Origin of the sequence: Methanospirillum stamsii (genome assembly GCF_003173335.1) — an archaeon.
Taxonomy (GTDB): domain Archaea; phylum Halobacteriota; class Methanomicrobia; order Methanomicrobiales; family Methanospirillaceae; genus Methanospirillum; species Methanospirillum stamsii.
The window spans coordinates 25,903-46,479 of record NZ_QGMZ01000030.1 but is presented as its reverse complement, the minus strand read 5'-3'; the positions used below and the strand labels follow the sequence as shown (position 1 = coordinate 46,479).

Sequence of the window (20,577 nt, the reverse complement as noted above, 5' to 3'; positions counted from 1 at the left end):
ATAATATCGTCCAAATTATTCGACATTATGGACACAGAACTCTTTGAAGCTGCTCTAAACGTTCAATCCCCATGGCACATTACCAAAATCACTTTCAGTAAGGAGATTCGTCAATTAGACATTTGGATAGATTTTCATCCAGGATCAACTTTTGACTGCCCCAAATGCACCTCGAGTGGATGCAAAGGATATGACACTGAGGAGAAAATTTGGCGTCATCTTAACTTTTTTCAATATAGATGCGATTTACATTGCCGAACACCACGAATATCCTGTCCAAATTGTGGGGTTGTACTAGTCAATGTCCCTTGGGCAAGGCAACGAAGTGGTTTTTCGCTTCTGATGGAATCTCTAATCGTAATAATGAGTTTCGATATGCCGATTTCAAAAATTGCAGAACTTATTAGTGAAGATGATGGGAAGATTTGGAGGGTTGTTGAACATTACGTAAATAATGCCCGAAAAGAGGAAGATTACTCTAATGTGAAGATAATTGGAGTAGATGAAACATCTTCACGTAAAGGGCATAATTATGTTACTGTCGTTGTTGATTTAGAGTCATCAAAAGTAATATTTGCAACTGAGGGCAAGGACCACACAACTTTAGAAAGATTCTCTGCAGATCTCACAGAGCATAATGGAGATCCTCATATAATTACTGATATTTGCTCAGATCTATCAAAGGCTTTTATAAAAGGTATTCAAGAGAATTTTCCAAATGCAATTCATAGCTATGATCGATTTCATGTCATGAAACTCGTAGGAGAAGCTTTAGATCAAGTTAGGCGTTCTGAACAAAAAACACAACCAATTTTGCGAAATTCTAGAATCTTATGGTTGAAAAATAGGGTTAATTTATCGCTAAATGAAGAAACCAGATTTGCTCCACTTTCTGAAATGAATCTTAAAACGGCAAGAGCATATCGAATGAAAGAAGCTTTAAAAAAAGTTTGGGGTTGTCCGGATATTGAAACGGCAAATATTCTATTCAATGATTGGTATTTCTGGGCAACTCACAGCCGTCTTGAACCCTTTATAAAATTAGCGAGATCACTCAAAAAACATAAAACTGGAATTCTCAACAATGTGCTAAACGGGATCAGTAATGGTATTGTTGAAGCGATTAATGGAAAGATTCAGATGCTGAAAAGAGGTGCTCGAGGATATCGTAATCCAAATAACTTTATAACTATGATATTTCTGCGATGTGGCAAGTTGTCTTTAAACCTACCCACATGAAATGCGGAAGAGCCATCAAATATCCTAAGGTATAAGTAGAAAAGCAATTAAATATGTGATGTTAAGTTAAACTTGTACTGATAATTATCGAATTTATTTGTATGATAAATCATAAAAAGTTTGGAGGTCATTGAGATCATGAATATAGAAGGATTACTTAAGTGATTTCATCAAAACTGTTTGAATCTCTTATATGGGGTTCAGATTTTAATTTAATTCCTAATGAGTTTAATATTAAGGGAGAATACTTCGTGGATTTTTCCCCTCCTTCATATTAATATATATAAGTATACTTAATTAATTACTTATTTATTTAACTTCAGCGATAAATAATAAAATAAATAATATTAATGTATCATAGAATTTTATAGAACTAAAAACATAACTTACATTATGCCTAATATAAACTAGTTTTTAGAGATAAAATCGGGTAAGAATTTATGAAAATCGTAATAATTGTCACTTATTTTCTTCCTCAAAGACTGGCTGGAGCAGAATTGGCATCATATAATTTGGCAAAACACTTGACAAGATTAGGGCACGATGTACATATTATTACCACTCATGATCCTGGATTACCATATTTCCATATGATGGAAGGGATTTATGTTCATAGAATTCCCTATTCAAAATTTAAAATTGTTGGTACACTCTCATTTTGTCTTGCAATTTTTCAAACAATCAACAAAATTAAACCAAGTATTATTCAAGTGCAAGGTATTGGTGTAGGTTTTATTTCTCCTTTAATATTAAAAAAACTTCTGAAAATTCCTTATATCGTATGTGGTAGAGGGTCTGATGTATACCTTCCAAATATCTATACCAAAATTATTTCCAAGATGATCCTTCAGAATGCAGATGCCATCGTTGCGTTAACTGATAATATGCGTCAGAAAATGAATGAAATATTAGATAGAGAGATATATATTATTCCGAATGGAATTGATTTAAATTCATTTCATGCGATAAGCCCATATTCAATGCTTGAAAAGGACAAAATTAACATCATATTTATTGGGCGTCTTCATCCAGTTAAAGGGATTCAATATCTAATTAAAGCAATTAAACAAGTCCATGAGAAAATCCCCCAAGTGAGATTAGTCTTGATCGGCGAGGGTGAACAACGAAAATCTCTAGAAGATTTGGTCGAAAGACTTGGAATTGAGGATTGTGTGATCTTTTTTGGAAGTATCCCAAATAATAGAATTCCTGATATTTTGAATCGAGCGGATATTTTTACACTTTCAAGTTTATCTGAGGGGTTTCCTACAGTAATTTTAGAAGCTATGGCTTGTGGGATACCTATTGTTGCATCAAGGGTTGGCGGAATCCCCGATATTATGCAAAATGGTGTTAATGGATATCTTGTGGAACCAAAAAACCCGGATGATATTGCAAAAAAAATTTTGGATCTTTTACAACACGATGATTTAAGGCAAGAGATATCACAAAATAATAAGACTCATGTAAAGGTGTATGGATGGGAAAAAATAGCTTTAAGGTTTGAAAATATCTTTTTGGATATCACCCAAAATTCTGATACTTAAAATATTCATACGACCGTGGTGGTCGAAAAAGGTCTTATTTTTTTTTTACTTCTTCAAAATACTGAACAATTGATTTTTTTCAAACATAGATTTGTCATCCTCGATATACCATAAAGAGACTATATTCATCATTCGAATATATTGAATTCACTGTTGGATCATTCAATAAACGAATAAAATCAGTATCTGTAAACCAATCTAACCATCCTCGTCGTTCTTCACGTGCAGCATAAGGAGCAATTTTCATCATTTCAGTCGTGGACATATAAAATTTATCTTCAGGTAAGGTAGCAAAGGCATCCCCTAAATTTCTATACTGGTTGTATCCAAAATTTGAAGGTATGATCATTAAATATTCATTCATTTTTTCGCTATTTCTTGAATTCTGCGATTCGAAATAGTAACTTGAATATTTACTAATAGTAGAATCGTCTTTGATGATTGGCAATTCGCGATTCGAATATTCCAAAATCCAATCGTTACCGTATTTATCCTCATAAGTAAATGCAGTGTTGGGCATATTTGTCCAAGGACTTTGATAAAGATTAAAAAAACATAACATGTATAGTATTGTAGTGATTAAAGTAACAATAATAGAAAAAATTTTTTTATGTTGTGTTTCATTTATTGAGAGCCAAATTCGATATAGAAATAATCCTGATAATATCATTGAGAATATTAAGGAATACATTAATACTCTAACTGGTTCAAAATATATACTATGTCCAATAAATAAAGAAATTCCTAATGAAAGAGCTAAACAAAAGAGAAGTGAATAAAAGAGGTCTGTTTCAAAAATTGTTTTTTTATTGTAATACTGTGTAAGTATATATACAATAAATCCAATCGAAAGCAGAAGATAAATAGAAATTGGTCCATATATCTTTATAAAACCTTCAATATATAGCCAGATTGAGGCTGGGTGTGTGGAAGAAACTAAATCAATTTGATCATTAATTATCGTCCTCTCATCGACTCCTCCAAGATTCGTTAGAATCATGTCAGTTAATGTATGAATATATAGCCTAACCAGTGCAAACCAAAAAATAAATGAAATCGCTATTACAGTGAAAATGTTGAGATCAAAATTTTTCGAGGGCTGAAGTTTTATTACAAATCGTTTAAATAAATTATAAAATATAACTAATAAAAAAGTAATTATAAGAAAGATTGCAACCAATGGATGGCAAAAAACTATAAACATAGAAAGAAAAAGTACACAAATATAGAATGCATTTTCATTTTTTGGAAATAATTGGGTTTTTTGATATAAAAATAATATTAATAATATTGTAACTATTGCAAAAAAAAATGGATAAAAACCATAATAAACATAGGAAAAAATTAATGGGATACTTAAAATAGATATTAATAAACCGCCATTTTTTCTTCCAACAATAGTATTCCCTAAAATATATAAGTACAACATTATTAAAACCATAAAGATAGCAGAGATTAATAAAGTGACAATAATTAAATCAGTCAAAAAAAAATTTATACATGAGGTTAAAATATGTATCCCTGGATAAATATTACTTTGAAGGAAATGTCCAGAATTTATAATTTGACTAGATACAAAAATATGATGGTATAAATCTCCTCCTCCACGGCTTATCGAATAATATCCCCTGATTATTGGTAGAAATAGTACAAGTATTCCTATTGTAATTATTGAAAAGTAACTATAATAGTAATTAATTGATTGATTGTCACAAGAACGAATTATCGAGTATGTACTGAAAAAAATGTTTATTGAGATAATTATCCAGAGGTAAATTGAATAGACTCCATAAATTGAAAGTTCATATCCCGATGATGACGGAGTTAAAGCAATTATGATGACTGATAATAAAAGAGTAAATACAATGATAAATGGGAGAATATTTTCTGGATAAATGATTATATTAGAAAAAATCTTTTTAATTTGAACTAATTTTTCATGAAACATTCGAAAAAGGAATAATTCTGTATTGGTTTTCTTCATCTTATTACTCTAATTGGGATATGTTTTTTGTTATTAGATTTTCGTTTGGCAATTCTTAAATCTCTCATAAAAAACCTGTCAAAATTACCTAAAATTCTTAATTATTTTGTCTTTCGCCATATCCGATAATCGCACATTGGTTATCCAAATCTTTCAGAAAAACGAAAGTAAAATTTTTGTTCATATCTTTTCTAAAACATTCTTCCATATAACAAGAGCATTTTCAAACGAAAAATTCTTTTCAACATATCGTCTTCCTTTTTCAGCGATGACAAATAGATCTGGGGAATTTAGTGCCCGGATAACATTCTTCGTAATGCACTCGGGGGAGTTATTCTCCATAATAAATCCTGTATCTCCATCTATTAATACATCAGGTATCGCTCCGACTGGAGTTGCGAGGACTGGTGTCCCACATGCCATGGCCTCGAGCATGATATTTGGGAGGCCCTCGGTATAAGAGGGAATGATGAGTAGGCGAAGCTGATTCAGATAGTGGGGTAATTCATCGTGGGAGATCCAACCTGGGAGGTCGACCCTGATGCTGATATCATTATCATGGAGGGAAGATTCAATGGAATCTTTCAGCTGACCATCACCACCTATAAGGCAGCGGAGATCCTTATGTCGGTTGAGGATTGCAGGAAGGGCCTCTGTAAAATGCAGAACGCCTTTCTCGCCACTTAAGCGACCGATGTAGCCAATAAGGGGGTAACGATCTTTGTAAGGGGTGGTGATAGTGAATGTAGTAAAGTCTAGGAAGTGTCGTTGGGCAATGATAATTTTTTCACTGTATTTTCCCAGCTTCCATTCAGGAATTAATTTTGAACTGTAAAGAATTATTTTATCAGCGAAAAAGTAACCAATTGTAGAAAAACTTTTTAGCACAAATTGATACCTATCAAATAAGTAAAATTGCGAAACCGATGATGCTAATATGCAAATTATTGGCTTATGTAGTAATCGTGAAAGAATTATTGGTATGACATATACCTCTCCGCCTAGGAAAAAAAACCAATAGTCGACGTACTTATTATATTTTAAAAAAAAGTATGAGATTTTTATTTGCAGAAATAAAAAATTCAAGATACGAAAAAATGGAGAATTACCAGTTGTATGGGAAAGAACGGAATAGTGACTAATATTGGATTTTTTTATTAAAGATAAAATTTCATTTGCGGAAATTATTGAAATATCATCTGTAATTGATGTAAGTATACACATCAAATTTGACACAGGAATGAGACTCGGTTTACCAATTGGGGTGGTAAAAACTCCAACACGGTGTTTTCTATTAGGTTTTCTTCTACTCATTTAATAACCTTGGATTTTTGCTTTATTATTGAAGATAGTATTAAAATAGAGAGATTCTACGTTTTTTCCTATTTTTTTCCAAGTTAAATAAGTTGATATAAATTTTTTCCCGATTTCCACATTATTCTGACAATCTGTTTCGTGATTAAGGGAGAATCGAATAGTATCCGCAAGTATTTGAGTATCCCCATAATTTACCAAATGTCCACATCTGACCTCATTAATTAATTCCCCACATCCACAATCATCCGTCACGATAACAGGTGTCCCGCACATAATGGATTCAAAAGGAACCAGCCCAAATATCTCCAATATTCCTGGATATACAAGTACATCTGCATCAACAAAGGCTTCTATTTTTTCTTCGTTATAAAGAGGACCTGTTATTATAACATTATCCTGAATATGTAATTTTTCAATTAGTTCTTTAATTGAGGTTAGATATCCATCATCTGGTCCAACAATAATTAGTTTGACATATTTAGTTTGGTCCAACAATTTAGAATAACTATTAATTAGTACATCTATTCCTTTGCTCTTGTGAATTCTTCCCAAATAAAGAATTATTTTCTGATCTGAATTAATTTTATATTTTTTTCGAAATTTCCCATATTCTGGGAGTTTCTCATATTCAGATAAATTAATCCCATTTGGAATAATCACAATTTTATCTTCGGGAATACCCATCTTCAAATATTGATTTTTTTCCGTTTTTGATACCGCGATCAGTTTTGAAGCGTCTTGCAGAATACGGTTTCCCCAAAAAAGATCAAATATTTTCTTCATCCATAGTTTTTCAAAAATTGGTAATACTGAACCATGGGCTTGAATGATGTATGGAATCTGATATTTCATGGCATAGTAATGAACAAATAATGCCTGAAAGGAACGATATTCGTGTAAATGAATGATATCGAAATCTTGAATAACTTTTTTTAGTGATAAAAACATTAAAGGAGCACAGGAAAAATTTTTCCTAGTGAAGGTATTACTGATATTTCGGAAACGGAAAACATTAATCCCATCCATGATTTCCGGATTAGTTGTAATCTCGAGACGTGAACTTGAATTATACGCATCAGTAGTAAATACAGTAACCTCATGACCATTCTTAACGAGTTCTTTTGACATATCAAAAGCAACTTTTGGAGCACCTCCATATGAATAAGCAGGAGGAAAACTGGATATCACTTGTAGAATTTTCATATGATTTTAATGTCCATTTTTTTACGAGTATAGGAAAATAATTTCGAACTGGTTAAAACATCGTCAAAAAATTTTAATATACGAAAGAAAATTCCACCGCTATATCACTAATTACTTAAAATCCAACTAATTTGATCATTTGTCATATCTGAATCAAAGTATCTAGCGTTAATTTTTTTAGGTCAAGAGATCTCCGGTTCTAATTCGAATTAAAGAATCACCAGGTTCTATATATTGATTAACCAGTTGAATTTTTTTAGGATAACTATCATTATTCCTATACTCATGAGTGATTGCTTCATAATTTACTTTGTTGTAGGTCATAATTTTCATTCACAGTCTCAATTTTTTAAGATAAATATATCCATACGCGAAAAACCTACTAGCAACAAGAAAAGGATAATATAACCAGCAATAATCTCTATCAATTAATAATCCTTTTATCATCCCTTTTGTTCCCAAAATGAGATGTTCATACAATATCTCATATGTTGAGAGTCCCATTAATCCAAATCGAGAATCTACAAAAGTATTCGCTCCTACAAATTGTTTCTTAAAAAACTGATAAAAAGTCCTCATGGTATCATGATACAGAGGATCTGAAATAAAAACTACTTTATATCCTAAATCTTTCAATCGTTTAGCCCATTCAAAATCCGCCCCCCAATGAATATCCCGATTTATCCCTCCAATATCTTCTAATGATTTCCTTAAAAATAAAGTATTCCCTCCTCCAAAATAACCTATGTTCTTCGAAATTCTGTTATTCATGAATATCATATAGAGATGTGTTTGATATAAACGTGCAAATCCAGTTGCATTTGGTGGAGCGACATATAGAGGCCAGACCGAACTTACTCTATTGCAATAATTGAAGTACGGTACTGCATGTATCAACCAATTTGAATGAGGAATAATAATATCAGAATCCAACGAGGCAATTATCTCTCCAGAAGAAGATTCAAGACCAGTTTGACAAGCACTCCCATACGTTCCAGCATCATAAACAATCTTATCAGAATATTTTTGAGCGATGGATATCGTTTTATCAGTCGAATTACCATCAATAATGATTATTTCTGTATTTGGGTAATTCTGAGCTTTGATACTTTCAAGGCAGGCTTCTATCGTATCTTCATTATTTTTGGTAGGGATGCAAAAAGAAACCAAAGGTAAATTTTTCAAATCGATATTATTCCCATCGAATTCTTCCATTGATGGATTAATAATAATATAATTATCATTTTGGTTCTTTTTTCCAGTATCATTCATTTCTTTCGTTTGGTGTTGCATAAGTTCCCCTGATTAAACCCTCTAATTATTATTGTTGTGAAATTTGACTAGATACATTTTCTTCTTCTTTATTTCTCAATTTTGTCCCGATCCCATAAATAATCGGTTTAAATGGAGAGTCCATAACCAGTTTGGCCATACATTCACTATTAAAAAGAATCCTTGAAAACTGGTCCAGAACGGTTTTCTTCACCTTAAACTGCATCTGGTATTGTTTCCAGCCATCATTAAACTGAACATTATCCAGTTTAGTCGTTCCAAGACCTTCTTTCTCTGCAAACATGATGTGTTCAACATGTGAGATTGGTATTCCCATTATTCGGGTACCAAGTGTATCTGCAACCACCGGATTATTAGATGCTAAAAGGAGGTCTGATTTGACTGCTTCACCGTACATTGGACCATGACCATTGAGTGCATAGGTACCATCAATAATCGCTAGTTTTGGATTGATTATTTTCGTAAGAAGAGTAAGTTTTCTGCTCAAATATTTATGGTGGAGACATCGCATTGTGTCTGGATAGCAACCCCATAAGTTTTTCATGCTCAGGGTTGTGGTGGTCATCGCATGAACTTTCAGGACAGGGACCGAAATGAAGCAATCCACATCATCGATCAACAGATTCGGCACCTGGACTTTGACTCGCTTTCCAACAATGATCTCCTCTACATACTGTGAGGGGATTGTTGACAGGTTGACAAGTTCAGCTCCGGTATCCCTGCAGATATCAGGCATGCCATGACCTTTGAATGCTGCATCTGCAGTGAATGAATGATTTCCTCCATTCGATTCCCCAACGATTACCCGATCAGCCCGATCTTTAAGAACTCCAAGAATTTCTTTCAATACCAGGGGTGTTGTGGTAATCCCTTCTTTGTAGAATGGATAGGTAAAATTGGGTTTAATGAATACCGTGGAGTCTGATTGAACAGAATCCTTCCAGTTAATGAAATCAAGACTTTGTGTAATATCACTCTGAATATTTGATATCTTTGTGATATATGCCCGATAATCAGTCATGTATCGCTCCTATGAGGAGATTTTCAAATAAATCAGTAATCGCACCCCAGTTAAGGCCCTGGACAAATGACCTTGCAGAAATGCCATAATTATCAATCGCTCCCTGGGCTACAATCGAATTTGCCATATCTAATACCTTTTCTGATGAATCAGCATACAAAACGCCATTATTATCCCCAAACTCCTTTATGAGACCAGGTAATTTTGTTGTAATGACCGGTTTTCCCATCGCCATATATTCATACATTTTTATCGGGACAATATCCTGCATGATTTTCTCCTTGGGATCTGCAGGTAACATACAGATATCACTTGCTGCAATAAACTCGGGAATTTTTTCATACGGTTGTTTGCCAGTAAGAATTAAATTTTCCATGAGGTTATTCTCTTCCCGGATCTTCTGCAAATCTTCATAGGCATCACCATCTCCGACAATGAGGATTTTGAGGTTTCGATATTTTTCTTTGCAGCGGGCTAATTCTAAACAAATTTCTTTCAATCCTGAGAAATGATACAACCAGCCCATGAAAAAAAGGACTGTCTCATCTGGTCTAATATCAAATTGTTCCCGGATTATATTCCCATCAATCCCGGGATTAAACCGTTCTAAATCTATACCGGCACCGATTAAAGAAGTGTGTTCAGGATTAGATCCCAGGGTAATTGCGTAGTCTTGTAGTTTTTCATTGATGGCAATAACCCTCGTGGAATTATGAAGAGTCTGCTTTTCAAGGAACCTCCCCAGCATCTGAAAAAACTTCTCCGGGATCAGGGTATCCAATGCATCTATCCAATAATAAACAAAGGGGATACCATGGCGCTGAGCAAGCCGGGCTCCCAGCCAGGCATTCAGGATTCCGAATCCGACGATAATATCGAGTTTAAACTCTGCAATCTGACGGGAAATTTCTATCCGGTGAGCAATCATGAGAGCGGGATATTCAAGGACAGAAATCCTGATGGAACGGGGACGAATGACCTGAACCGAAACACCGGGTATGATTTTTTGTACATCTGAATGAACCTCCCGTGGTTTTGTCAATCCCGTTTCATTGTTCTTTTTCCAATCAATATCATAATCAATAACACGAATGGAATGTCCGCGTTGTGCTAAACGTTCCATCAGATGATGCTGCTGATGAGGATTTCGAGTAATCCAGTTTGATTCCTGAACGATGAGAATATTCATAGCAATAATTATGAAAACTCAGCACTGTTCTGTATGTTATCCCAATTCCTGACAAACCACTCATGAGTTTTTTCAAGACCGTTCGAAAATTCCATGGCAGGTGCATATTCAAGATTTTTCCGGGATTTATCAATACATGATAACAACCGTGTTTTTACATCCCAGTCACGACGCTGAGTAAAGTGAATGCCAGCTTCATTTCCAGTCAGCCGGTTCACCGCATTCGCCATATCAATAACCCGTTGCTCTTTTCCAGCACCAAGGTTGAATGCTTCTCCGATTGCTTCATCCTTAACGCCCATAGCAAGAAGACCATTGACAATATCTCCGACATATGTCCAGTCCCTGGTTTCTGTACCATCACCGGTAATCGGAAGAGGTAAACCTTTCATTGCCCAGTAAAAAAAGTTCGGAATAACATTCCGGTACTTTCCGGGAACTTCCCCCGGTCCAAATGAATTAAAGAACCGTGCATTCACAACAGGAAGGTCATACATATTGTGGAAATAATTCGTATACAGCTCACCCAGGAGTTTTGTTACCTGGTAGGGAGTATGAAGGTGGATGGAAATATCATGCTCTTCAAACGGCATTTTGGAATCCAAACCGTATACTCCACATCCGGATGAAGAATATACAAACCGTTCTGCATTAACTAGTTGAGCATATTGAAGAACTTTCAGAATACCAAGACCATTAACCAGGAGGTCTTTCTCCGGACTATCGACTGAGTTCTGGTTTGCAAAATGTGCAGCCAGATGATAGATAATCTGTGGTTTGTCCCGGAAAGCCCATTTCAGGTTTTCATCATTCAGAATATCACCATGAATGAATTGGATTTTTGGACTTTTTGGAATATTCCAGTTATATGAGGAGGAGAGATTGTCAAGAATAATGATCTTTTTCGTGTCGAGAGCATCCAATGCACGGACCAGATTTCCACCTACAGCGCCTGCTCCTCCGGTAATGAGAATTGTTTTTCCTGTAAATTTTGTTGTATCGAAATTCACTATAAACACCTACAAACGATAATACCATTTCATCCATTCAACGGTTCGTTTTACTCCTTCTTCTGGTGTTACCCGTGGATTATGATTCAAATCCTTAATTGCCTTAGAACAATCGATGGTTTTAATCATGGTAGTAAAAGGCTCTGCTTCATGATAAGTAACTAGTGAATCATCTTTTCCAACCGCATCCAGAATGAGATCTGAGTACTGCTTGATGTCCCGTTCCCATTCCAGTCTTCCGGCAACATTGTACACTTCACCTGGGATGAAATTGTCAACAATATTTGCCCAGGTCCTGCATGAATCCTCGACAAAATCGATAATTCTCTTATGGCCCTTGAAAACGGTATATGGTTGATTATGCAGTGCCTGATAGATAAATTTCGGAATGAAACCACGATAGGGATTATAATGTTCCAGGGGTCCATAACAGTTGACAGGTCTGACTCTGACGGTTTCAGTGCCAAACATGGTCGCGGAATTCATGCACATGAGTTCTCCAGCCCATTTTGTTATAGCATAATCATTCATCTGATAGGTATCTTTGATTGGATTTTTCTCCATGACATCTTCGGTCATAACGCCAGCATAGTCCCCGTAGACTTCAGCACTAGAATAGAATATCATCCTGAATTTTAATTTTTCCTGAAGTCGGAGCATATGTTTTGTACCGACGACGTTGGTCTGCCAGAGGTTCTCATAATAGTCCTCTCCATTCCACCTACCATATTCCGCTGCAAGATGGTACACATAATCGAATTTTTCTTTTTCAAAAACGCGTTCAATTTGTCTATAATTTTTCACATCAGCACGAACATAATTATCACGATCATTATTTAGAATATCTGCAGCAATTACTTCATGTCCCCGTGAAGTCAGCTCATTAACCAAATTTGTCCCAATAAATCCGGATCCACCTGTAACCAGTATTTTTTTTGTGCTCATGTTATCATTCAATATTGTATCAGAAATTGTTCATTATTTTTTAGAAAATTTTAATCTGCCGATTTGATAATTTCTACAATCTGCTCTCCAGCAGAACCATCTCCATAGGGATTAGCCCACATTCGAGATGATGACATAATCCTTTCACTAGAGGATACAATACTCTCCGGATCAGAACCTGCCAGGATATTTCCCCCCACCTCAACCGTCTCAGGTCGTTCTGTGTTCTCTCGTAAGGTAACACACGGAACCCGAAGAATACATGCTTCTTCCTGAACTCCTCCGGAATCAGTAAGAATTAACCGTGCATGAGCCTCAAGTTCCAGGAAATCAAGGTACCCTACCGGAGAAATGATTGTAATCCCTTCGGAATTGATACCAAACTCCTGGATCATCTTTTGAGTCCGGGGATGCATCGGAAAAATAATGGGCATTCCATACTGCTGCCCGACTTTCTGGATTCCTGAAATGATTCCCTTAATTCTTGATTTATCATCCACATTTTCTGCCCGATGGGCGGTTACTAACAGGTACTGGTTTGGCGTAACCCCAAACCGTTTCAGCACACCGGATTTCGTCCTGGCAATCTCTCGGTGCTGAATGAGTGAATCTACTACGGTATTCCCGGTATTATATATTTTTGTGACATCAATCCCTTCACGAACCAGATTATTACAGGAATCATCTGTCGGAGCAAACAAGTACTCAGAGATATGATCCACGACAACCCGATTGATTTCTTCCGGCATACTCCGATCATTGCTCCGGAGCCCTGCCTCCACATGACCAATCGGAATATGCATCTTTGCTCCGACAAGACCTCCGGCAAGAGCGGTATTAGTATCACCTTGGACAAGAATAATATCAGGTCGGTTTTCAAGATACATTTTCTCAATCCCACACATAATTGCCCCAGTCTGTTCTGCATGCGTACCGGAACCAACATCAAGATTACAATAAGGAACCGGGAGAGATAACTCTTCAAAAAAGATTTTATCCATCTCGTACGAATAGTGTTGTCCGGTATGAAGAACTGAAAAATCTATTCCTTTTTTCTGACATGCCCGGATTACCGGGGCCATCTTAATTATCTCCGGCCTAGTCCCTAAAACAATTGAAATCATATCAGATAATTACCTAAATCAATCAACATTTTCCAATCATAACGTGAATTTAAATGGAAAACCAAAGTTACCGATCAATCCTCACAATCTTCACAAGCGTATTCAAAATCAGACCTGAAGTAATAAGAAGCATACCCAGAACTAACAAAACACCGCTGCACATCGTAGGGAAGAATACAAACTTACCGGATGAATAATACTGATTAAAGGCAAAAAGACCAAAAACAATTCCAACCATTGAAAAAACAGTCCCTCCTAAGCCAAATGTCAGCAATGGTCTCCGGTATCCGATAATCCCGATAATATGTGTAAGAACATCCATTCCATGACTCAAGGGATTCTTTTTATGTTTGAACGGAACCTCATACCTGACCGTAATCGGGACTTCTGCTATCGCAAGTCCAAGACGGGAAAAATGTTCAATCATATCTGATTCAATGTTGTAACCTTCGGAAGGAAAATCAAAATTATCTAATGCTTTTTTACTAAATGCCCGGTATCCGGATTGAGAATCTGTACACTTAAAAGAACTCCCCATATTGGTTGCCATATCAAGAGTGACCTGCCCAAGTCTCCGGTATGCAGGAATATCATTGCATTCTTCACTCAGCTGCCGGGAACCAATTACCATATCTGCTTTTTTGGAAATAATTGGCGCAATTAATATGGGTATCTCATTTGGATTGTGCTGACCGTCAGCATCAAGCATAACAACTGTAGAACAACCAATTTCTTTTACCCGAGCAATTCCTGCACGAACTGCATTTGCCTTTCCCTGATTTTTCTCAAGTTTAACGATATCTGCCCCGGATAACCATGCAATCTCTGATGTCCTGTCACTTGAACCATCATCAACAACAACTACTTTCCCTACATGCTTCAGGCTCAGCATCACCACCATACCGATGGTTAATTCTTCATTAAAGGCTGGAATGACAGCAATAATATCTTTTTCAGTAAATGGATTTTCAAAGGCTAGATTAGGAGGAAAATACCGTGTCAGATGTAATACCCGATTAATGCAATCAAATACACGGGTTACATCAGGAACTGAATGAGAATCTTCAGTTTTTAATGGATAGATTGGTGATTGTTTGAAAGATTGAGTTTTTTCCGAAATATTTTTCATCTGATCGATATTCTCATATGAAATGTGAACATCAGATTCTTCTGGAAAAAAATCTTCCCCTTTTCTAAGGTTATTCGCAGGATCATTCAGTGAATTGAAATCAGAAAAAAAATCCTGACCATTAACAGATAAAATATTCTTCCGGGGTTGGGATGAACTTGCTGACACAGTATGTTGGTATGTTACGTGTATGCCCAATTAAAGATTTGCAAGGCAAATATTTAAGTGGTAATAATGGAAGATGTTTCAACTAAAATCAGAACAATAATTATTCGCACATTTTTAAATAGGATTTTTATCCTTCTATTTGATAAAAAAATCTATGGATAATCCTTAAAAAATTTTTACCCATGGAAATAATAAAAAATTACCATAATAATTCTTTTTTACCATAGGTATAAACAAACCAAAGAGAATTATTTCAACTTTCATCGCTACTTATCTTATACGTGATCTCCTCATCGTACTCCGGAATTTCAATCAATGATCCAGACGAACTCATTGATTCAATAAAAAAAGTACATACGAAAGTTCCATTAACAGGGAAAAAAACAAACGAACTCTTAGCTCTTAAGGATAAACAATTACAATATCTTATCGCAGCCATCAGAAATACTCCTCAAATTCCGGAAAACTGGTCGGAGGATGAATGGAAAGAATGGTTAGCCACACTAATTCCACACCGGATACTATCACTCCTTGCCTTGCATATATCTACATGGGAGGAAAAATTCAGACCTCCGGATTTCATATATTCACGATTGATTAAGGAATTCCATCAGGCTGCAATAAAATCAGTTTTAATTGACCACCAATTACTAAACCTATCTTCAATCTTTGAGAAAGAAAAAATTGAAGTAATTATAGTAAAAGGAGTGGCTCTTGCAAGATCAATTTATCCTGATACTGCAACACGAATTTCTTGTGATATTGATCTTTTTGTTCAACCAGAAAATATAAAAAATTTAGAGAATATTCTCGAGAATCTTGGATATAGATGTCCTGAACATACCTTCGATATTTCACCAGATATTTTCCAAGAAGAGGTTTTTTTCACTCCAAAAAACATGGCCAATATTGATATTCACTGGTCAATTGATAGAAATTTTTCATTATTTGATCAGGATTGGTTAGACAAAGCCTTCATATCCAAACAATTAATTCAATATAATAATTTTAATTTTTTTACATTTAATCCAATTAATCATCTTGAATATCTTGCTTTTCACCATATTTTCCAGCACGATAGCATGACCTTTGATTGGATCATGGATATTGCATATCTTTTTCCCAAATTGACTATAGAAGATTGGAAAATTATCACAAAAAAATCAGCAATGGATAATGTTCGAATTTCCTTAGAACTGGCATTGATAATAGCCAGTCTTTGGTCAGGTGTTTCACTACCAGAAAATTATAATAACTTCTCAAATTGGCCGGTTCCCTCCCAAAAAGAACAAAAAATAATGACATTTGCGAAAAATCATAGTATATATCTCATGTCTTTTATCCATATTATCCATGCCTTAAAAAATAGAAACGATAAAATATCACACATATATTATTATATTTTTCCGCCAAAGGGACTTTTATATAAATATCGTAAATCAGATAGTATTTTGGATATCCCTTGTGCATACATTAGAAGATGGATAAGTTTTATAAAATATTTTTAATAATTTCCGGAACCTCTTTTCAATTCAATTATGAGAATAAATATCCAAATGCTTCTTTAATTATTAAAAATCTACGAAAGACATCAGATATTTTTGATCTATATTCAATTGGATATCTTTATTACCCCATAAAATATTATATAAAACTATGTCATTATCCCACTTCTTTAGGAACTTAACTCTAGTTCTAATATTCTGTTCTGTTTTCTCATTTTACCCGGTATTGTCAGAAGAAACGTATAGCATTGATATTTCACCATCAACAGTTGAAACTAATGAGACTGTAAAGGTTGTTTTAGAAGACATCCCACAGAATTCTATTATTAACATGACTATTGAAGGTGAAGTATCTGCAGTCAAGGGAGAAGAAAGTACCTTCCTGATGACCAATTTCCTGTTCCCATATTATGATCCGGCGGCAGTTTATGAAACGCATATGATGGATCTCATTCCCGGAACAGAAGCCACCACCAGTGTGATCCGGGAAGATGGAACTGAAGCTTCCTACACCGGAGAAGTCAATGAAACTGGTATCTTTAACGCATCAATTATCCACGAACTGAACCGTGCGGTATACAATGTCACTTTTACCGGAATTCCGGCAGAGGACCACATGAGAGCCCTTATAGAATTCGGCTCAACAACACGTGAGGATAATAGTACAGAAGAAGCAACAACTGCAGAAAGTTCCTTTACCCCAAGTGGATTCTTTGAGGGAAAGATGGATGTATCTGTTTACATTGATGGTGAACTTCAGAAAACAGAAACTATTTCAGTAACTCCCTGATCTTTATCCTCTTTTTTTTCAAAAATATTAGAGGTACATATATTTTTTTATTGATATATTATTCAATACAAATAAAAAAGTTATTTACCAAAACAATATCAATTACTTAATATTAGGATGATTAATCATCAATATCACGAAAATTGCTCTTTTAGAATGTACAGTAATAATTCCCGGAAAAAATTACAATAATAGTTCATTACCATGAAGAAAAAAGATCTGGCAACCTTATTCCTTGTAATATGGGTTTTGATCATCCTCACTTTTATGCTCATGGGTCAATACCTGGATCTGGAAATTTTTTTTGTTCTCTGGCTAATCGGACTCCTTATTATTACTGAACTCATAAGCACTCACAATATTCAAACAAAATATCTGGTGAAAATTAAATATGTAATCGCGATAGGAGTTGCCATCTTTGCATTCATTGTTTTAGAAAAGGTAATGGTGATTATAAATTCATGAAAATATCTCACATCTCACTCATTACTTTTTTTTCGCTCACCATTACTGCCTTGTATCTTCTTTCTCTCGGAAGTAATCCGATATTATATTCCCTGGAACTTGAAAAACCTACAACAGAGTTTCATAGTGACATTAATGCTGAGGAACGAATTTTTCTTAACAGTTCCCAGGATATGACACCAATAATGCAGGACATCCTGGACTACTCAGGACCTATTGCACTCAATATCAGAATGGAAGATATGGATGCCGCGATTGGCGATCTTCAGCAATATTATAACAAATACCGAAACCTTGACCGGTTGGTAATCAACCTGGATATGAGTGAGAGTGAAATAGAAGAATTCCAGGATAATACCAAGTTACAAGAAGAACTTTTCAGAGAATTATTGATGGCTTCAGATGATCTGGACACACTTAAAAGATTAGAATTCCGATACCGTGACCAGAATGATATTACCTCTCTGAAAACCGTTGCATTCCAGGGTGAAGCACTAAAAAAGAAAATCCATAAGATTCGGGAGAAATACAATCTGGTAAATGAAGAAATTGTAAACCAGGGCATGAAATTTGAGCTCAATACTTCAAAAGTCGAGCAGGCAAGAATGGATATTAATCGTTTTGTCGACGAGATTACTGAAGAACAGGAAGTGAGGAAAAAAGAGATTCCAATTACAAATCAAGAAATCCCGGAAAAAAAATTAACCTTACTGGTTACTCCGGAGTCAGGAAAATACTGGGATGTTATTCATTACTCCGGATATCTATCCGGAACAGACATCTCCAATAAAAACATTACTCTCAATGTTGACAATACCTATTATACAGATCTCTTGACAAATGATATTGGGCATTACTCATCCTATATTTATATCGAACAAATCTCCACAGGACCTCATAATTTCACCTCAGTTTATCAATCTCTAAAATCTGAACAACAACCACTATTTGTCACTCCGGTAAATTCAACCATTGATCTTTACATTCAGGCGGTGGAAAACCAACCGGTAGTTAATTTAACAGGAAATCTTCTAACCCATGTGCAGGTTAACAATGCAACTGTTCATTCAATAGTAAATAATGCTTCATGGAATACAACTCTGACAAACCAATATGGAAATTATTTCACAAATCTCACTCTCCCACAGGGAACCTATCAAATCTATACAGCATTTAATGATAATTCATATCCTATCCATCCCAACCAAAGTCAGGTTTATGAAGTAGTCTCTTCTGGTACCAGTATTCTCTCAATTCGATTGCTCGGGGAAATTGATCCTCTGATTATATTTATCATTGTAACCGGAGGAGTAGTTGGACTGACAGGAATAATAATAATTATTTTTAGAAAATATGTAAAAAAATTGACATTCCAATCTTCTGAACCAAAGACCGGATCAAACGATTACCAATTTATCGAAACTATAGATGAAGAACTGTTAGCTTATACCGAAAGGGCACTTTCCGATCATTACCTTATCGTTTTACAAAAAAAGGGATTATCGGAAGCGGCAAGAGAGGTTTATCAGATAATTCTTACAAACATCACCTTCACCATCCCCCGGAAAGAAGTGAATGCACATACTATCAGGGAAATTTCTGAAATTCTCTCGTCTAAACCATACAGTAATATTTTTTCTGCATTCACCCGAATATATGAAAAAATCAGGTATGGTGGATCAGAAAAAGTGGACGATAAAGAAAACTTTGAAACACAATTTGAAGAACTGGATCAAGCTGTAAGGAAGGAAGAATGAACAGCAAAGAATTTTTATTATTCATAATTTTCTTTATTGCCAGCATTTCCTGTCTGATATTATTCTCAACAAACAATCTTGAATTTAGTAAATCAAATCCCGGATGGAATGGAACATCACAATTCTTCTCTGATACTGACCGGCATACAACCGTTGAAATATACAATCTCTCTCAACTAACAAACGCGGAAAATGTAACCCTTCTAATCATCGCCCCGGATAACGAATTTTTTCCTAACCAGACCGTTTTATACCGGGATTTCTTATTACGAGGAAATACAATAATACTGGCAGATGACTTTGGAACAGGGAATTCTCTGCTTAAAGGCATTGGATCTCATATATCACTTCTTCGGGGGATTTTAACCAGCGTAGACCGGGCTTATAATGATGGATATACCGTTGTGACCTACCCGGCATCTGAGCATCCCCTTCTTTCAGGAGTTGATTCATTAGTATTAGAGAGAAGTTCAACACTATTAGGGGGAGAACCGCTCATAACCTCAAGTCTTTTTAGCTGGGTTGACCGGGATGAAGATAAAGAAATTACTAAAAAGGAACTTCTTGGGAAATATACTGTAATGTCAGGAGAAAAAATTGGAAACGGAGAAATAATCGTCCTTTCTGATCCCAGTATTTTCATCAATTCCATGAGGAATCTTGAGAATAAATACAGCAATCCAATATTCATAAAAAATATTATTCAATTACATCCTCTGCTCTATATCGATCAGGTAAATTCACGAACCAGTAATGCCCAGAGCACCAACCAGGTTATAGAATTCATAAAAAGCCAGAAAATTTTTAAAATTATGATAATCGGGTTAATGCTTGTTCTTATTGGATTATTTTTTATGAGGAAAAAACCAGAATGATGTTGAAATTTTCTAA

General features: G+C 35.2%; 17 protein-coding genes. 7 read left to right on the top strand and 10 right to left on the bottom strand.

All coding sequences use genetic code 11. The features are described from left to right. The first annotated feature begins 27 nt into the window (after nt 1–27). On the top strand, nt 28–1,239 hold the full coding sequence (locus DLD82_RS13575) for an ISL3 family transposase (protein ID WP_109941669.1): 1,212 nt from the start codon (nt 28–30) through the stop codon (nt 1,237–1,239). 440 nt (nt 1,240–1,679) lie between these two features. Continuing rightward, nucleotides 1,680–2,786, top strand: coding sequence for a GT4 family glycosyltransferase PelF (gene pelF / locus DLD82_RS13570; protein WP_109941668.1), 1,107 nt, complete (start codon nt 1,680–1,682; stop codon nt 2,784–2,786). Between the two features lie 94 nt (nt 2,787–2,880). Here the strand turns inward: pelF and DLD82_RS13565 are convergent, their stop codons facing one another. The 10 genes from DLD82_RS13565 to DLD82_RS13520 form a co-directional block, all read right to left on the bottom strand. Continuing rightward, the gene (locus DLD82_RS13565; protein WP_109941667.1) at nt 2,881–4,272 is read right to left on the bottom strand and encodes a hypothetical protein; all 1,392 of its coding nucleotides are present in this window, start codon (nt 4,270–4,272) and stop codon (nt 2,881–2,883) included. A gap of 678 nt (nt 4,273–4,950) precedes the next feature. After that, nucleotides 4,951–5,658 carry a glycosyltransferase family 4 protein gene (locus DLD82_RS18690; protein ID WP_181391450.1) on the bottom strand — a complete coding sequence of 236 codons (708 nt, stop codon included), beginning with the start codon at nt 5,656–5,658 and terminating at the stop codon, nt 4,951–4,953. Nucleotides 5,659–6,084: 426 nt separating this feature from the next. Next, nucleotides 6,085–7,290 carry a glycosyltransferase gene (locus DLD82_RS13555; RefSeq protein ID WP_109941665.1) on the bottom strand — a complete coding sequence of 402 codons (1,206 nt, stop codon included), beginning with the start codon at nt 7,288–7,290 and terminating at the stop codon, nt 6,085–6,087. 333 nt (nt 7,291–7,623) lie between these two features. Next, a complete protein-coding gene (locus tag DLD82_RS13550) occupies nt 7,624–8,583 on the bottom strand; it encodes a glycosyltransferase (protein WP_109941664.1) in 960 nt (319 codons plus the stop codon). Between the two features lie 28 nt (nt 8,584–8,611). After that, nucleotides 8,612–9,604, bottom strand: a complete 993-nt coding sequence (locus DLD82_RS13545) for a DUF362 domain-containing protein (RefSeq protein WP_109941663.1) — start codon at nt 9,602–9,604, stop codon at nt 8,612–8,614. Further along, nucleotides 9,597–10,727 (bottom strand): glycosyltransferase, encoded by a 1,131-nt coding sequence (locus DLD82_RS13540; protein WP_245920453.1) that lies wholly within the window; start codon nt 10,725–10,727, stop codon nt 9,597–9,599. Before DLD82_RS13540 ends, DLD82_RS13545 begins: the two co-directional genes overlap by 8 nt. Before the next feature lie 74 nt (nt 10,728–10,801). Beyond that, a complete protein-coding gene (locus DLD82_RS13535; protein ID WP_109941678.1) occupies nt 10,802–11,803 on the bottom strand; it encodes an NAD-dependent epimerase/dehydratase family protein in 1,002 nt (333 codons plus the stop codon). 9 nt (nt 11,804–11,812) lie between these two features. Then, nucleotides 11,813–12,748 carry an NAD-dependent epimerase/dehydratase family protein gene (locus DLD82_RS13530; protein WP_109941661.1) on the bottom strand — a complete coding sequence of 312 codons (936 nt, stop codon included), beginning with the start codon at nt 12,746–12,748 and terminating at the stop codon, nt 11,813–11,815. A 50-nt stretch (nt 12,749–12,798) separates the two neighbouring features. Beyond that, a complete protein-coding gene (wecB, locus tag DLD82_RS13525; protein WP_109941660.1) occupies nt 12,799–13,872 on the bottom strand; it encodes a non-hydrolyzing UDP-N-acetylglucosamine 2-epimerase in 1,074 nt (357 codons plus the stop codon). 67 nt (nt 13,873–13,939) lie between these two features. After that, nucleotides 13,940–15,001, bottom strand: coding sequence for a glycosyltransferase family 2 protein (locus DLD82_RS13520; RefSeq protein ID WP_109941677.1), 1,062 nt, complete (start codon nt 14,999–15,001; stop codon nt 13,940–13,942). A 449-nt stretch (nt 15,002–15,450) separates the two neighbouring features. Between DLD82_RS13520 and DLD82_RS13515 the strand changes: the two genes are divergently transcribed. The 5 genes from DLD82_RS13515 (at nt 15,451) to DLD82_RS13495 (ending at nt 20,561) form a co-directional block, all read left to right on the top strand. Beyond that, the gene (locus DLD82_RS13515; protein WP_181391449.1) at nt 15,451–16,677 is read left to right on the top strand and encodes a nucleotidyltransferase family protein; all 1,227 of its coding nucleotides are present in this window, start codon (nt 15,451–15,453) and stop codon (nt 16,675–16,677) included. A 223-nt stretch (nt 16,678–16,900) separates the two neighbouring features. Beyond that, nucleotides 16,901–17,464: a hypothetical protein gene (locus DLD82_RS13510; protein WP_109941658.1), complete on the top strand. Its 564-nt coding sequence runs from the start codon at nt 16,901–16,903 to the stop codon at nt 17,462–17,464. Between the two features lie 204 nt (nt 17,465–17,668). Then, nucleotides 17,669–17,929, top strand: coding sequence for a hypothetical protein (locus DLD82_RS13505; RefSeq protein ID WP_109941657.1), 261 nt, complete (start codon nt 17,669–17,671; stop codon nt 17,927–17,929). Then, entirely contained in the window at nt 17,926–19,686 is a 1,761-nt protein-coding gene (locus tag DLD82_RS13500; RefSeq protein ID WP_109941656.1) for a hypothetical protein, read from the top strand. Before DLD82_RS13505 ends, DLD82_RS13500 begins: the two co-directional genes overlap by 4 nt. Then, nucleotides 19,683–20,561 carry a DUF4350 domain-containing protein gene (locus tag DLD82_RS13495; protein ID WP_109941655.1) on the top strand — a complete coding sequence of 293 codons (879 nt, stop codon included), beginning with the start codon at nt 19,683–19,685 and terminating at the stop codon, nt 20,559–20,561. Before DLD82_RS13500 ends, DLD82_RS13495 begins: the two co-directional genes overlap by 4 nt. Nucleotides 20,562–20,577 lie beyond the last annotated feature (16 nt).